The sequence below is a fragment of the Paenibacillus sp. KACC 21273 genome, from assembly GCF_028736095.1.
GTDB lineage: Bacteria > Bacillota > Bacilli > Paenibacillales > Paenibacillaceae > Saccharibacillus > Saccharibacillus kyungheensis.
In genome coordinates this window covers 1,393,202-1,407,585 of sequence record NZ_CP117876.1, presented here as the reverse complement: position 1 = coordinate 1,407,585, position 14,384 = coordinate 1,393,202, and the positions used below count along the sequence as shown (strand labels likewise).

The 14,384-nt window shown below is 38.6% G+C and carries 14 protein-coding genes; 5 read left to right on the top strand and 9 right to left on the bottom strand.

Features of this window, described 5'->3' with window-relative positions; genetic code table 11:
- Positions 1–135: 135 nt before the first annotated feature.
- On the bottom strand, positions 136–543 hold the full coding sequence (locus PQ460_RS06530) for a cytidine deaminase (protein ID WP_273613276.1): 408 nt from the start codon (positions 541–543) through the stop codon (positions 136–138).
- A gap of 147 nt (positions 544–690) precedes the next feature.
- Complete coding sequence (gene deoC / locus PQ460_RS06525; RefSeq protein ID WP_069329256.1) at positions 691–1,356, bottom strand: deoxyribose-phosphate aldolase; 666 nt, start codon at positions 1,354–1,356, stop codon at positions 691–693.
- A 305-nt stretch (positions 1,357–1,661) separates the two neighbouring features.
- Between deoC and PQ460_RS06520 the strand changes: the two genes are divergently transcribed.
- Positions 1,662–2,669, top strand: a complete 1,008-nt coding sequence (locus PQ460_RS06520) for a formylglycine-generating enzyme family protein (protein ID WP_274172108.1) — start codon at positions 1,662–1,664, stop codon at positions 2,667–2,669.
- 97 nt (positions 2,670–2,766) lie between these two features.
- Here PQ460_RS06520 and PQ460_RS06515 read toward each other — a convergent pair whose 3' ends face one another.
- From PQ460_RS06515 to PQ460_RS06505, 3 genes are all read right to left on the bottom strand, one after another.
- On the bottom strand, positions 2,767–4,101 hold the full coding sequence (locus PQ460_RS06515; protein WP_273616341.1) for an MFS transporter: 1,335 nt from the start codon (positions 4,099–4,101) through the stop codon (positions 2,767–2,769).
- A 93-nt stretch (positions 4,102–4,194) separates the two neighbouring features.
- Positions 4,195–4,653, bottom strand: a complete 459-nt coding sequence (locus PQ460_RS06510; protein WP_274172107.1) for a MarR family winged helix-turn-helix transcriptional regulator — start codon at positions 4,651–4,653, stop codon at positions 4,195–4,197.
- A 174-nt stretch (positions 4,654–4,827) separates the two neighbouring features.
- A complete protein-coding gene (locus PQ460_RS06505; protein ID WP_273613279.1) occupies positions 4,828–5,763 on the bottom strand; it encodes a DNA-binding transcriptional repressor DeoR in 936 nt (311 codons plus the stop codon).
- Positions 5,764–6,112: 349 nt separating this feature from the next.
- On the opposite strand from PQ460_RS06505, the gene PQ460_RS06500 reads away from it, so the two are divergent.
- The 3 genes from PQ460_RS06500 (at position 6,113) to PQ460_RS06490 (ending at position 8,776) form a co-directional block, all read left to right on the top strand.
- On the top strand, positions 6,113–7,015 hold the full coding sequence (locus PQ460_RS06500; RefSeq protein ID WP_273613280.1) for a manganese catalase family protein: 903 nt from the start codon (positions 6,113–6,115) through the stop codon (positions 7,013–7,015).
- A gap of 263 nt (positions 7,016–7,278) precedes the next feature.
- Positions 7,279–7,536, top strand: coding sequence for a GlsB/YeaQ/YmgE family stress response membrane protein (locus PQ460_RS06495; protein WP_069329254.1), 258 nt, complete (start codon positions 7,279–7,281; stop codon positions 7,534–7,536).
- Positions 7,537–7,690: 154 nt separating this feature from the next.
- Positions 7,691–8,776 (top strand): mechanosensitive ion channel family protein, encoded by a 1,086-nt coding sequence (locus PQ460_RS06490; protein ID WP_273613281.1) that lies wholly within the window; start codon positions 7,691–7,693, stop codon positions 8,774–8,776.
- 137 nt (positions 8,777–8,913) lie between these two features.
- On the opposite strand, the gene PQ460_RS06485 is transcribed toward PQ460_RS06490, so the two are convergent.
- Both PQ460_RS06485 and PQ460_RS06480 read right to left on the bottom strand, forming a co-directional pair.
- Positions 8,914–9,705 (bottom strand): alpha/beta hydrolase, encoded by a 792-nt coding sequence (locus PQ460_RS06485; protein WP_274172106.1) that lies wholly within the window; start codon positions 9,703–9,705, stop codon positions 8,914–8,916.
- 250 nt (positions 9,706–9,955) lie between these two features.
- Positions 9,956–10,102 carry a hypothetical protein gene (locus PQ460_RS06480; RefSeq protein ID WP_274172105.1) on the bottom strand — a complete coding sequence of 49 codons (147 nt, stop codon included), beginning with the start codon at positions 10,100–10,102 and terminating at the stop codon, positions 9,956–9,958.
- Positions 10,103–10,504: 402 nt separating this feature from the next.
- Here PQ460_RS06480 and PQ460_RS06475 point away from each other — a divergent pair, with 402 nt between their 5' ends.
- Positions 10,505–11,227: an S-layer homology domain-containing protein gene (locus PQ460_RS06475; protein ID WP_274172104.1), complete on the top strand. Its 723-nt coding sequence runs from the start codon at positions 10,505–10,507 to the stop codon at positions 11,225–11,227.
- 190 nt (positions 11,228–11,417) lie between these two features.
- Here PQ460_RS06475 and PQ460_RS06470 read toward each other — a convergent pair whose 3' ends face one another.
- Positions 11,418–11,969, bottom strand: coding sequence for a GNAT family N-acetyltransferase (locus tag PQ460_RS06470; RefSeq protein ID WP_274172883.1), 552 nt, complete (start codon positions 11,967–11,969; stop codon positions 11,418–11,420).
- A gap of 59 nt (positions 11,970–12,028) precedes the next feature.
- Positions 12,029–14,071, bottom strand: a complete 2,043-nt coding sequence (locus tag PQ460_RS06465; protein ID WP_274172103.1) for a S9 family peptidase — start codon at positions 14,069–14,071, stop codon at positions 12,029–12,031.
- Positions 14,072–14,384 lie beyond the last annotated feature (313 nt).

Sequence of the window (14,384 nt, the reverse complement as noted above, 5' to 3'; positions counted from 1 at the left end):
CCATTCTGCACTCTGCTTCATAATCACTTACTTAAAATCTTTTGAAACAAATTGAAATAATCAGAAATTATACATTAAGCGCTTACATTATTCGTAAAAAAGAACAAATCCTTGCGGATATATTCTTTTTTTGGATTATTCAGCAGGCTGGCTATGGTCCATATCATGTGCCTGGAAAAATCCTGGTAACATTTGAGATATCGTCCACTCGGTAACATCACCTTTAAGGTTAGTCAGGTATACTTTCGTATTCTCATCACTGAATTCAGCAATAACTTGACGACAAGCACCACAAGGAGAGACCGGACCTTCTGTATCCGCTACGATCGCAATCGCTTCGATTTTACGCTGACCTTCAGATGCAGCTTTGAAAATAGCGGTACGTTCTGCACAATTGGTAAGACCATAAGAAGCATTTTCTACATTACATCCCCCGTAGACTTTGCCATCTGCAAGCAGAGCAGCACCTACTTGAAACTTAGAATAAGGTACATAGGCATTTTTACGTGCTTCGATTGCTGCTTGAATCAATTGATCTTTCATGATAGGTCTCTCCTCTGACGGATAAGATAATTAGATTGTTAAGATAGATGTCGCATTTTTACTGCCAAATGCTGTAGGTAAGATATTTTGCTTTGCAAAAATCACTTTTTATCCTACTAGAAGATGTCGCATTTTTACTGCCAAATGCTAGTAAGAAGAAGTTCCTTCTTCGCCTTCAACGATTTTGACACCAGAGCTTGCACCGATGCGTGTTGCACCTGCTTCAACCATGTTGTTTAAGTCTTGAAGATTACGTACGCCACCAGATGCTTTTACGCCAACATCAGGTCCTACTGTTTTGCGCATCAAAGCTACGTCTGCCGGTGTTGCTCCACCTGTAGAGAAACCAGTTGATGTTTTTACAAAATCAGCTCCAGCTTTTACAGACAATTCAGAAGCACGAACTTTTTCTTCGTCTGTTAGTAAGCATGTTTCGATAATGACTTTGACTAAAGCTTTACCTTTAGCAGCATCTACTACAGCTTGGATATCACGTTGCACTAGCTCGTTATTACCATCTTTCAATGCGCCGATATTGATAACCATATCAACTTCAGTAGCACCGTTTGCAATAGCATTGCTTGCTTCAAAAGCTTTCACTTCTGGAGTTGTTGCTCCTAGAGGGAATCCGATTACCGTACATACTTTGACAGGGCTACCTTTTAATTGTTCTGCACAGTACGCTACCCATGTTGGGTTAACACATACAGATGCGAACTCATATTTTCTAGCTTCTTCTGTCAATTTAGTCACTTCTGCTTGTGTAGCATCCGCTTTCAATAACGTATGGTCGATCAATTTTGCTAAGTTCATATTTTTAAGCTCCTTTGAGTAAATTAGATAGGAAACATAGTAGTAAATCGCTTCAATATCCACATCATAACACCAACATGAACATATGTAAAATGATTTTTGAAATTATGTTCAGACACAATTTGATGATCTTGTAAACATTCTTTTGCAGATTGCATTACTCTGTCCGCTAGCCGCATATCAGTGTAACAGGAAAGTAGGATTCGTGCTATTTTTTCGTTATAATACGGTATTGTATGTAGCTTTTTTGATGGATGATTTCCTTTATGACTTTACCACTTCACTTCTGAAAGGAAGATTAGATCATGACTCAATGGACACGTTATACATGGAATAAGCTCAGTAATGAGCAACGGCTTCAATGGTTGCAAGAATTAGTAAACCGTCTTCCTGAAGGGTTTGCTTTGAAAAACATGCAATCCTTTAACAGATATGGACAACAGATCGAAACAGGTATTTTTTCATATCAACAATCTGAGTTTGTTTTTGTACCTGGTGATGAAGTTACACTCGGTTGGAATGATCCTTATGTGTCATGGGATCCATCTACATTAGAGGACTTGGAAAGTGGATTAGAAGAAATCGAGCTAACTATAGACGAAGCTATACCGATGATAGCCAAACAAATGTCTCCTGTGCGAACAGTACATATTCCATCGTTATTAGTAGAACGCCGTACTCATTCTGTAGGTTGGCAGGAATACACACTTGAAGAACTTGATCCTATCGAAAATAAAGAGATTATAGACGCTCGCGCTACCTTCTCTCTTTCAAATTATAGCAGTCATGAAATGTATCAAGATTATCGCTTCGTACGAGACGGGCAACAAATCCGTATTTATCTATTTGAAGAAACAGAAGATGTTCATGAATGGCAAAAGCTTTCTCTAGAACATCCATTTACTATTTTTACCGAAGATGAATGGGAATATGTATATGGCGGTGGAGCTCGAACCTTATTTCCATGGGGAGACAGCTTTGACTATACGATGAATGTCAGACATTACGGCAATCTAAATCCAGCGGAAGATGATCCTTCTGATACAGACTCTGCACTTCCTTACGACTTGGAACAACCAAACGGATTCGGTATTTATTTTCTTGGCGATCCTTATGAAGCAGAACTAACGATTACGTCAGACAATCAGGTGATCGACAAAGGAAGTGACGGTGGTAGTGGCATCTGTGGAGGTGTTGGTATTTTATTAGGTTATTTACCTGTAGCGACTTATTACCGTAATCCTTATCAAGATCAATTGGAGTGGAATGAACGAATCAGTTCGATGCATTATCGGCGCATTATTCGGCTATAAGAGCGATAGTATCACTAGCGTATGAACAACAGCTTTATTGCAAATAAATCTATACCAAAAACCCCGTTCGCTTTCCAAGCTGACGGGGGTTGATTGGTTATTTTGAAATGGCAGGACGAGTAATTATACGAGATTGTACATAATATAAAACAATAATCACAATCGCTAACAATGCTTGTATAGAGAAAATATTGCTAAATACATATCCGTCTGCATATATTGCCAGCGGATTCAAATGAACCGATCCATGATTAGCTTCGATCATTTTACCAATAATACTGGTTGCTGTGGCTCCTGCTATAAAGTTTAACAGTGAGAACAATCCCATCCCTACACCGACTTGATCTTTAGTTAATGTACGTGAGATCGTATTAGACATAGCTATCTGCATAAAGGTCTGCCCTACATTACCGAAAATTAGAATAAATAAGACGATATATGGAGATATTCCGACCACGATTGATAATGAGACAAAACAAATAAAAATTAATGTTGTCGCAATATACACAAGTAATGGATTTCCTCTACGATCGGCTAACTTTCCACCTTGACGACCTAACAAAGCTGAACAAATCGCCGCCGGGAACATAATTAATCCGATCAATGCTGGAGATAATCCATTTAAAGCACTTAGAAATTGCGGTGTTACATACGGTAAGCCAAAGCTGAGACCTGTCGCTAGAAAAGCAATCAACAACCCGAATGAATATTGTTTGTTGCTAAACAACTTGGGCTGGATAAAAGGCTCTGCTGCTGTACGTATCCGAATAATAAATAAGATCAACAAAATGACTCCAATGACAGCAAACAACCAATTTCCTTGAGAAATAGATAATAACAACATCGCTACAGTTCCACTTAATAACAGTCCACCGATAAAATCGATCTTTTGCGCTTCGCCCCGATAATCATCAAGATATTTACGGAAAAATGGCAAAGCAATCAAAGGGAACAGAGATAATAAGAATAAAAAGCGCCAGCTTCCAAAGCTTGTGATCAGTCCGGCAACAATCGGTGCTATCGCTGTTCCGAGAGATAGACCAATCGCTGTTGTACCCAGTGCTCTACCCCTTTTTTCAGGAGAAAAATAACGTACAGGTACAATCATTGCTGTTGCTGGAATTACAGCGGCTCCGGCGGCTTGCAGTACACGTCCGACCACCATCATCCAAAATTCACTAGCAAATAATCCAACTACAGATCCTAATGCAAAAAAGATCAGACCGAACGTTAACAAATCTTTTAACCGATATTTATCCGCAAGCTTACCATATACGACCGAACCTACAGCATACACAATCATATAACCGGTCAATAACCATGTTACATCTGCGGCTCCAATATTAAATTCTTTACTGATAGTAGGCATTACGACATTGAACATCGAAGCGTTCATTACCGAGAATACTAATGTAAATGCGAGTACACGCATTAATTTATCACCATTAGGATAGACTCGTTCTTGTTTTGTAGACACTTATGCTGTCATCCTCTCTACTCATACCGTTACTGCTTATTTTGATTGTTATTGATACACATCTACTAATTTTTGTAGCAACTTTTTAAGCTGGGTTAACTCTTGATCGGTAAATGTATGAGCAGAACGACTTTTCACTTCATTTACGGCTTGTTGAGCTTGAATATGCTTTTGCTGACCTGCCGGAGTGAGCATTATTTGCTTCATGCGAGCATCATTCGGATGAGAACAGCGTACGATCCAGCCTCTTTTTTCAATACCATTTACCAGACTGGTCACACTGGATTTCTCTATCAGTAATTGATGTTCTAGCTCATGATTGGTAATACCGGGTTGGGTCGCTATTTCATATAAAGCCTGACTTTGCTGTGAAGTCATATCTAGTGAGCGTAAAGACTGCTCAATCTGACGCTTAATCGTTATATATGTTTTTTTGATTAAGGGTGTAGGACTATTCAAAGCTGCTTGTGCGTACTGTTCTTGTTGCTCTCTATCTTTTGAACTCAATATGTCTCCTTCTCTCTTAGTTCGAATTCGAACTAATTTTATTTCAAAATAAAACTATTGTCAATACAAGTTGATGATTATATTTTTATTTCAATATCGCACAAAACAAACAAAAACAGCCTTTTACAAAGCAGTAAAAGGCTGTTGACATAAGATAAGTATATTTTTTCTTGTTTATGTTAATAATGCTTGGGCTGTAAATTGATCTGTTACCAAAATGTTAGCATACTTGCCGATTAGCGCAGCTTCGATTGCTTCAATTTTGCGCTGACCTCCAGCGACCAGTATTGATTTTTCTTTTTTGCGCAAATCGACCAGATCTATGCCTACTGTACGATCATTAATCGCAGGACTACAGATATTACCTTCTTTATCAAAAAAGCGAGAACAAATATCACCAGCACCGGTCTGTTGTAACAACCGTTGTTCTTCTTCATTGAAGTAACCCAGCCTGAACAAAAGCGCATCTTCTTTCACTGTACCTACTGTAAATACAGCGATATTCGCTTGTCTACCTAATTCAATAATACGCTGAATATGACGATCTTCATCCACCATTTTTTTGAGCTCGATACTATCGAAAATCACAGGTAATGGCAAATAACGAGCAATCGTATGATAAGCTTCTGCAAACAGATTGACTGTTTCTGCGGCATACGTGTTTACGTGCGAGTGACTGACTCCGCCTTTGAGCTGTACGACTTCCACTCCACGTACTTGTTTTTGTTCCAGATGTTCTGCTACTGCATGCATCGTTGTTCCCCATGTGACTCCAATAATATCGGTATCTTTGACAGTATCAAATAAATAATCTGCGGCACGTTTGCTAATATGCTTTTGGATTTCTTTATATTCATTGATCGGTGAATAACAGACATGTACTGTATCTAATCCATAGCGTTTTTTCAATTGTTCTCCGAGTGCATCCAAATCTTCTAGAGGATCTACAATATCTATCCGCACATAACCTTTTTCTTTCGCATACTGTAACAATCTAGATACAGTTGGTCTAGATACACCTAGCTTAGTCGCTATTTCTTGTTGACTATAATCAGAAAGGTAATACAACCTTGCTGTTTCTATACTCAAACGCTGTTTGTCATTATCCACGGCTTTTATCATCCCACATCTCTATCAGAATCTAGTTGAACAGCTCAAAGCATCTCATTTCACATATTATACATTTTTTATACATTTTTTAAAAATTTATTTCAAGAACGCTTAAGATCATTGTTGCTTCTCGCTTTCCAGTTGTTAACAGCTTTGTCTACTTCCTTTATATTTTTAGCAAGTTGTTATTTACCGATGGTCGGTTAGAATTTCCTTCATATAAGGCGTTTGTTTTCGGCAATATAGGGTATGGATTAAGAGGGCCTTTTATTTCAACAATTTGGGTGCACACCCATTGCTGAACATTTTTGCAGAAGGCTACAAATACAATAATACTGGAGGTAAGATAATGTTCACACGTCTTGACCAAATCATGATTGAAATCCCGGATGTCAAAAAACCAGATCCTAATGCAGCTGCGGCTGTACAAGAATTACTAGGTGGTAAATTCGGTGAAATGTCGACTTTGAACAACTATCTATTCCAATCGTTTAACTTCCGCAATAAATCCAAGTTAAAGCCTTTTTATGACCTGGTAACCAGTATTACAGCAGAAGAATTGGGTCACGTTGAGTTAGTTGCCCATGGGATTAACAAAATTTTGGCAGGTTCTAGCTTGCCAGGCGAACCTGATTCTACACCACTTGATCCGCTTAAAGATGTTCGTCTAAGCTATCATCATTTAGCAGGCGCACAAGGTGCAATGCCTCGTGATTCTATGGGTCGTCCTTGGACAGGTGATAATGTATTTAACAGCGGTAATCTTGTAGAAGATTTGTTGCATAACTTCTTCTTAGAGTGTGGCGCAAGAACACATAAAATGAAAGTCTATGAAACAACTGACCATCCAGCTGCACGCGAAGTTGTTGGTTTCCTTCTAGTACGTGGCGGTGTACACGTTGTTGCTTATGCTAAAGCACTTGAAGTTGCAACAGGCGTCAATGTAACCAAACTTGTACCTGTTCCTTCATTAAGCAACAAATCGTTTAATGAAGCACGTAAATACGAGGAAAAAGGCGTTCATACTCGTCTGTATACACATAGCACAGAGGACTTCAAAGCTATCGATCAGATCTGGAAAGGTACTCATCCAGAAGACGGTTTGCCGCTTGAAGTGATTCATGGATTCCCTCAAGGTGTGCCTGTTCCTGAGTATCCTCCATTGGATGAAGAGTTCGCTCCAGGAATTTCTCAAGAAGATTTCAAAGAAATTGCGAAGCGTCTCAAAATGGCTGGTAACATCACAGACTAAAGCAAAAAAGGCTGGTTTCCAGCCTTTTTTTACATAATTTATTCTTCATATTTAGCGAATTACACCTATTATTTTTAGTTATTTATTTATTAAATTTTGAACATATGGTTTCGATTGCTAAACAATGGTTAATAAATAGACGAGAAGAGATTGCTGAATAAATCTTCTAAGTGCTTGTTGTAACACAAATGTTATGAAAAGTGATTTAGTGTAGTTATTCAACTATCTTAAAAAAGACATTCAATTATTAGGAGGCGACAACAATGGGTTGGTTATGGGCATTAATCGTAGGTGGTATTATTGGTTGGATCGCAGGTATGATCGTAGGACGTGACGTTCCAGGTGGTATTATTGGTAACATCATCGCTGGTTTCATCGGTGGTTGGTTAGGTAACATGTTGCTTGGTACTTGGGGTCCTGAAATCGGTGGATTCTTTATTATTCAAGCGATTATCGGTGCAGTCATCGTGATTGCTATCGTGAGTGCTATCATGCGTTCTTCTAGAAGATCACGCGGTTAACACAAAGCATACTTAACTTGAATATAATATTCAATCAGAAGCCTGTTCCTTTGGAGCAGGCTTTTTTTATGATTTTGGAAATCATTCTATCGTACACTGGAAAATCGGTTAATAATACGTAACAACATAGAAGATGTAGCAAGGGATGGTGGATATGTACTTATATTCGTTTTGGGATAATATTGTTGCGTGGTATTACAATATCCGCTGGATCGATTTGCTTGTATCAATCGTTATCCTGTTTATTTTTCTGGCTTTTCGCAAATTATTTACCCGCTATTTGTTCACTTTTGTTTTACGACGATTTGATGGTCATTTAGCGATGCTGCGCTGGTTACAAGCATTTGAACGACCTTTACAAGCTTTTTTCACATTGATCGGGACGTATTTGGCGTTACGATACTTTATGCATGAACAATGGACTTTTATTATCGGTATAGATCGTATTTATCGTAGTATCGGTATTATTCTATTAGGTTGGGGAATTTATAACGTGTCTGCCTCCTCTTCTATTATGCTAGAAGGTATGAGTAAGCGATTTGGATTAGATGCAACCAGTATGATTATTCCTTTTTTATCTAAAGTATTGCGTGTGATCGTGGTAGTACTTGTTATAACAATTGTAGGTGGAGAATGGGGATTCAGTATTAACGGTGTAGTCGCCGGTATGGGACTGGGTAGTCTGGCTGTCGCTCTCGCTGCTCAAGAGACATTAAGTAATGTGATTGCAGGGATTATTATTATTTTGGAAAGACCTTTTTCGAAAGGGGATTGGATCTCTACACCGGATATCGAAGGAATCGTAGAAGATATTACATTCCGTAGTTCCAAAATCCGTACATTTACCGATGCACTGGTGATTGTTCCGAATTCCAAACTAGCAGCTCAGCCGATTACAAATGGTAGTCAGATGGGGAAGCGCAAAATTTCTTTCCCACTACGGGTTGCGCTAGATTCTAATCGTGATGCATTATCACGAGTGGTATCTCGTATTCAATCTCAGTTAGAAAAGGATGAGAATGTTGTAGATGATTCAGCAATGGTCAAATTTAATGAATTTAACGAAAGTAGTCTGGGGATTCTGGTACAATGTTTTACCAAAACAGCAGCCTGGGGCGAAAATCTAGAATACCGTCAATATCTTAATTTGATGATTCTGGATATTTTAGAAGAAGAAAAAGTAAAATTAGCTTATCCCACGCAACGTATTGTCATGCAGGAAGCCGAAGCTTCTTCATAATATAGTCGATCAGATATGTATACTTATCTTATCAAAACTAATCACTACACAGCAAAACCACCTGCCTTGCTTCGTGCACAAGACAGGTGGTTTTGTTTGTTGTAGAGTTTGTCAGCGGTGTTACAGTGTTATAGCCACTAGATAGATTTGCGCAAAGGCAACCATTCAAGAACACGCTGAATTTTGGTATCCCAATATCCCCATTCATGTTCTCCAGGCTCTTCCTCATACGTTAATTGCAACCCAAGCCCATTCACATGATCGCGAAAACGAATATTATGATCATACAAAAAATCTTCTGTGCCACAACATTGATACAATTGTGGAGCTTGCTTACTTTTATCTGAAGCTAATTGCTCAGCTAAATAGAATAAATCATTATCAGAACCACGTAACTCTTCTACTGTTCCAAAAATACGTTCTAGTTCTTGAGTGTATGCTACATCGCCACGCTCGAACAAAGCTGACGCATCTGTCGCACCGGAAAGACTTGCTGCCGCTGCGTAACGATCAGGTAAGCGTAAGCCTAGCTTGAGCGCTCCATATCCGCCCATAGATAGACCTGCTACAAAGCGATCCTCACGACGATTAGATAGCGGGAAAAACGATTCTGCGAGCTGTGGCAATTCTTCACTGACAAATTTAAAATAGTCGCCACCTTGCTTCATATCTGTATAAAAGCTACGATGCGCCGCAGGCATAACAACAGCAATACCATACTCTGCTGCATAACGCTCAATCGATGTCCGTCGTAACCAGATCGAATGATCATCTGAAAGACCATGTAACAAATACAATGTAGGATGCTTACCACCGGTTACTTTGCCTTCCATCCCGATCTGAGAATGAGTTTCCTGTGGTAAAATGACATTCATCGTGGATGAAAGCCCTAGTACTTCTGAATAAAAATCACATTGAATCAAAGCCATTATGATATCCTCCTCGAACTTGTGCTTATGTGTCATTTGTTGAGACATCTATTCTTCTTTTCTATCATACCTTTTTTCACTAATGAAAGCGATATCATGATGATATAAAGAAAAGCAAACAAAAAAAGTAACCATTGGTGATTATATTCACCGGGTTACTTTTGCAGGTGTTCTATGGTATGCATAACGGTAAGCATGTATTCATAAAGAAACATGCTTAATATGTATATATTATTTTATACTATTTGGATTAAGCACGAGTTTTAACAGGGATTCGTGTAGAGCTCAATTGTGCGTTCAAAATATCTTGAAAGCTTTTAGGTGTTTCTTTGTCTACAGCTTTTTGAACGGTTGCGTTAGATTGCTGTCTGAAATGGTTGTGGTTGTATGGTGTCATGTGGTGGATACTCATATTCATTTGCTTCACGCTTCCTTTCGTTCATCGAATTTGTTTGTTTTTGTTTTGTATCTTGTAATGTGTATATACCCCTGCTTTTTGCGAATGAAAACATAAATAACACATATTTTAGTATATTTTTGGTAATTGATTCTATAGACCCTGATCCAAGTTCAAAAGGGTTATGTTAACCAGGATCACGTTTGTCGGATGCTGTAGAAAACAAATTCTAAAGTCCTATAATCGACAATATGACTTTAGTTACATATAAAACCAATAAAATATATTCCTAAATTTAAACTATTAATTTTTAACTATCCATTTGCAACTTATTTGGAATAGCTTGCGTCTGTAACGATAAGCAAGCCAAATCAGGCTAATAATTTATTGAGGTGATGGATCATGAAAAATAAACAAAAATGGATGACTGTAGTAGCGGCTTCTGTATTAACATTATCGTTGAGTGCTCCAACTTTTGCAGCAAGTGGAGATTTTTCAGATATCAGTAAAGTACCTGGACATGAAAAAATTGAATCGTTAAAAGATCGTGGATTTATTAACGGTGTTACCGATGATCAATTCAAACCTAATCAAACCATCAATTCAGCACAAGGCGTGCAAATGATCGTAAAAAGCTTCCAATTGAGTCTGGCTAACTTTAACTTCATCAAAGCTCCAGAAGCAAAAGACTCTTATGATAATGTAAAAGACAATGTGTGGTACTCTGATGCTTTTATTATTGCCAAGCTTAACGGTGTAGATATTCCTGAAAATGTGAATCCTGCGTCTAAAATGACCAAAGAGCAATTCACAACATTTGTGATGCAAGCGATGGAAAAAGCGGGCAATCTACCTATGATTAATATTAAGCCGGTTGATATCAAAGACGATAGCAAAATCAATCCTTCTTATCAGGGAGCAATTCAACGTTCATTAGCACTCGATATTAACACATTAGATAGCAAAGGTAATTTCGATCCGAAAGGCGATGTTACTCGCGCAGAAGCAGCAGTGATGATCTATAATGCTCTCGAATATATGAGTAAAATCAAAACACCTACTATCGATCCAATACCTGAACCATCACCATCCCCTTCTCCATCCGATGATAGTTTGGATAAATAAAAATAACGTTCACTTGGAATTGTAAAAGAATAGTTTCTGAATCTAATTAATCTATCAAATAGCTCAATCACATTCTCCAATTGATAACGAGTATAAACAAACAGAGTCTATCCCTATCGCAATGTAGGAATAGACTCTGTTTTTGCTGTAATATACCGCGATATATTTATAAATCGTGATTATTTATCATTTAGATCCCGTTTTGCATCTGCTGATTCCATTCTTCACGTAAAATACCCATACGAATCGAATCATAGTAGACACCGTTATACAATCTACATTTACGCAGACGCGCTTCCATCGTCATGCCTAATTTGTAACCGACTGCAATCATCCGTTCATTGCCTGACCATGTGGTGAAACCTACTCGTACCAGTGGCATTGCTGTAAATAAATGATCGATCCACAATGTCAGCGCTCTAGTACCATATCCTCCGCTCCAATAAGCAGGCTCATAAATAATAATTCCTACCTCTAACCACAGTGAAGGTTCATGCTCCCAGTAATAACTGACGATCCCGATGATATGCTGATTCACTTCAATAATCCAAAAGCTTGGACTGTCTATAATACGCAGTCGATCTTGCCAGTATTGCTCATACGGAACATGAACATGATCATAATAAGGAGCATCCCACTTTTTCCATTCTGGAGATTCTTCTTTGTATATCAATTCCCATAGTATTGGGATATCAACTTCAGTTATCGGGCGAATGTGTAATTCTTGATCGGTATACTCGATATGCCTTCAGCTCCTTCAATCTGACTTTTGGATCATCGGTTTGAATCTTATAGGTACATTTATAAATACTCATTGAACCAACCTACAATATGATTGAGTCGTTGTATACGTAATTGTGGATGACCGCTACGAGATAACTCATGATTGGCATCCGGGAAACGTACAAACTTGGTCACAGCACCTAACCGTTTTAGCGCTATAAACCACTGTTCTCCTTGTTCAATCGGACAACGCAAATCTTTTTCCCCGTGCAAAATCAAAATAGGTGTTTTGACGTTAGCCACATAAGCTAATGGCGAATGATCCCACAATGTATTCAATTGATCCCACGGATTACCGGCAATCTGATCTTCTACAAAGTGAAAACCAATATCACTTACTCCATACATTGAAATCCAGTTACTGATCGAACGCTGAGTCACTGCTGCTTTGAAACGATCAGTATGCCCTACTATCCAGTTGGTCATAAATCCACCATAGCTACCGCCAGTTACACCTAAGCGATCTTTATCGATCCAGTCGTAATGTTCTAGCGCATAATCTGTGATTTCCATTAAATCTTGATAATCTCCACCACCATAATCATGACGGCACGCATTCACAAATAATTGTCCATATCCATGACTACCCCGCGGATTACCGAAAATGACAGCATACCCTTGTGATACTAACAATTGAAATTCAAGCATAAACGTATACCCGTACATCGCATGCGGCCCGCCATGAATTTCTAGAATGGTCGGTACTTTGGTATGATCTGCTTGATCACCTGCCGGACGCATAATCCAAGCTTGCAGACTTTTACCATCTACAGAGGTAACACTCATTTCTTCAGGCTTACTCAAAATCAGTTGTTGTAGCAAATCATCATTATGATGAGTCAGACGTGTCTCTACTTCCGTCTCTACATTCCAGCCAAACAATTCACCCGGTTGTAGTGGATCAGCCGCTATAAAGATCAGATGTTGCTCTGCTGTGCGGGCAAAATAATGAATATTACGCTGACCACCTAATATCGTCTGCACTCCTGATCCATCGGTTGCTATCGATAGCAAATGACAAGCTCCAAATGTAGTGCATAACACATCTATCGCTTGACCATTCGCTTGATAGATCGGCTTATACGTTGAACTGAGTCCTGTATCCCCGACTACAGAATTTAACAACATAATATCATCATGATCACATAATCCAGTGATCGTTCCTGTAGCTAATGACAATTGATACAATCGATTTAACGTAGCATTATAATAAGACTGATCGTCTGCTACCATAGCGATAAATTGTCCATCCGGTGACCAATTCACACTCGAAATCACATATTGATGTTGTGTCCACTGATGGCGCTCATGACCTTCTGCATTGATCGTAAACAGATCATTTTTAAGCGAAAAATCAGGATCACTTTCATCTGCTGATGGAATATGAGCAATATAAGCGATTTGTTTGCCATCCGGTGACCATGCAAAATCGTCAATATCATAATCACCTGACGTAATCCATGTTCCAGACTGGTCTGCTATCTTATGTACATATAAATGCGTTCGACCTCCATCCCACAATCCACCACTATCTGATTTGTAAATGATGCGATTGATTTCGATAGCCTTTTTTGATAAAGGAACTGATTGATCCTCAGCATGATCTGAATTTGTCGATGTTAATTGTTCGGATTGATTAGAGATGGCTTGATGAGGTTGTGATGATTTATTTGTTGCTGCAATTAATAAAGATTGATTATCTGGCGACCATATAAAAGAACTGACTCCATCTGCTATATCTGTTGCTTGATGCGCTTCTCCACCATAAGCAGACATAATCCAGACTTGCGGATGCTGCTCTGTCCCACTTTTACGTAAAAAAGCAAGCTGTTTGCCATCCGGTGACCATGCAGGCGAACGATCACTTTGTCCAGCAGTCCATTGGATATCTTCACTACCGTCTGCATTCATACGGCGCAAATGCGAATCATACCCGTCTTGCTTGGCGTTAACTTTCTGCACCTCATATACAATCGTACCATCTAACGGAGAAATGACTGGATTTTTGACCCAGTTAAAGCGATATAAATCTTCAGCGATGACTCCACGTCTACTTCCCATATTTCGTTATCCCCCATCCTATTTAGAGTGTACAAAATGTATGCGTATTCTTGCTTAAATACTATATGATAACATTTTCAATCGCAAGAAGATCACTCCTACACTACGATCTTTTTTACCATCACTATTAAAGTATAATCCCTTTTATTACATTTCCTCTAGCAGTCAACATTTCAAGGAACTCTCATCACTGGTAGATTACTTACAATTATCACTCAATAGCCTTTTTTCTAAAAACTCGATATAGCAACTTAAAACTACCACAATCTTCCCCACTACCAATCCCCCATTATATTTCAGTGTATATCTTGTG

What these genes read in the sequence shown, in the direction of transcription:
- PQ460_RS06530 (WP_273613276.1), bottom strand. Translation starts at nt 543, where the DNA reads ATGAAAGATCAATTGATTCAAGCAGCAATCGAAGCACGTAAAAATGCC.
- deoC (WP_069329256.1), bottom strand. Translation starts at nt 1,356, where the DNA reads ATGAACTTAGCAAAATTGATCGACCATACGTTATTGAAAGCGGATGCT.
- PQ460_RS06515 (WP_273616341.1), bottom strand. Translation starts at nt 4,101, where the DNA reads ATGCGTGTACTCGCATTTACATTAGTATTCTCGGTAATGAACGCTTCG.
- PQ460_RS06520 (WP_274172108.1), top strand. Translation starts at nt 1,662, where the DNA reads ATGACTCAATGGACACGTTATACATGGAATAAGCTCAGTAATGAGCAA.
- PQ460_RS06495 (WP_069329254.1), top strand. Translation starts at nt 7,279, where the DNA reads ATGGGTTGGTTATGGGCATTAATCGTAGGTGGTATTATTGGTTGGATC.
- PQ460_RS06475 (WP_274172104.1), top strand. Translation starts at nt 10,505, where the DNA reads ATGAAAAATAAACAAAAATGGATGACTGTAGTAGCGGCTTCTGTATTA.
- PQ460_RS06490 (WP_273613281.1), top strand. Translation starts at nt 7,691, where the DNA reads ATGTACTTATATTCGTTTTGGGATAATATTGTTGCGTGGTATTACAAT.
- PQ460_RS06500 (WP_273613280.1), top strand. Translation starts at nt 6,113, where the DNA reads ATGTTCACACGTCTTGACCAAATCATGATTGAAATCCCGGATGTCAAA.
- PQ460_RS06465 (WP_274172103.1), bottom strand. Translation starts at nt 14,071, where the DNA reads ATGGGAAGTAGACGTGGAGTCATCGCTGAAGATTTATATCGCTTTAAC.
- PQ460_RS06485 (WP_274172106.1), bottom strand. Translation starts at nt 9,705, where the DNA reads ATGGCTTTGATTCAATGTGATTTTTATTCAGAAGTACTAGGGCTTTCA.
- PQ460_RS06480 (WP_274172105.1), bottom strand. Translation starts at nt 10,102, where the DNA reads ATGACACCATACAACCACAACCATTTCAGACAGCAATCTAACGCAACC.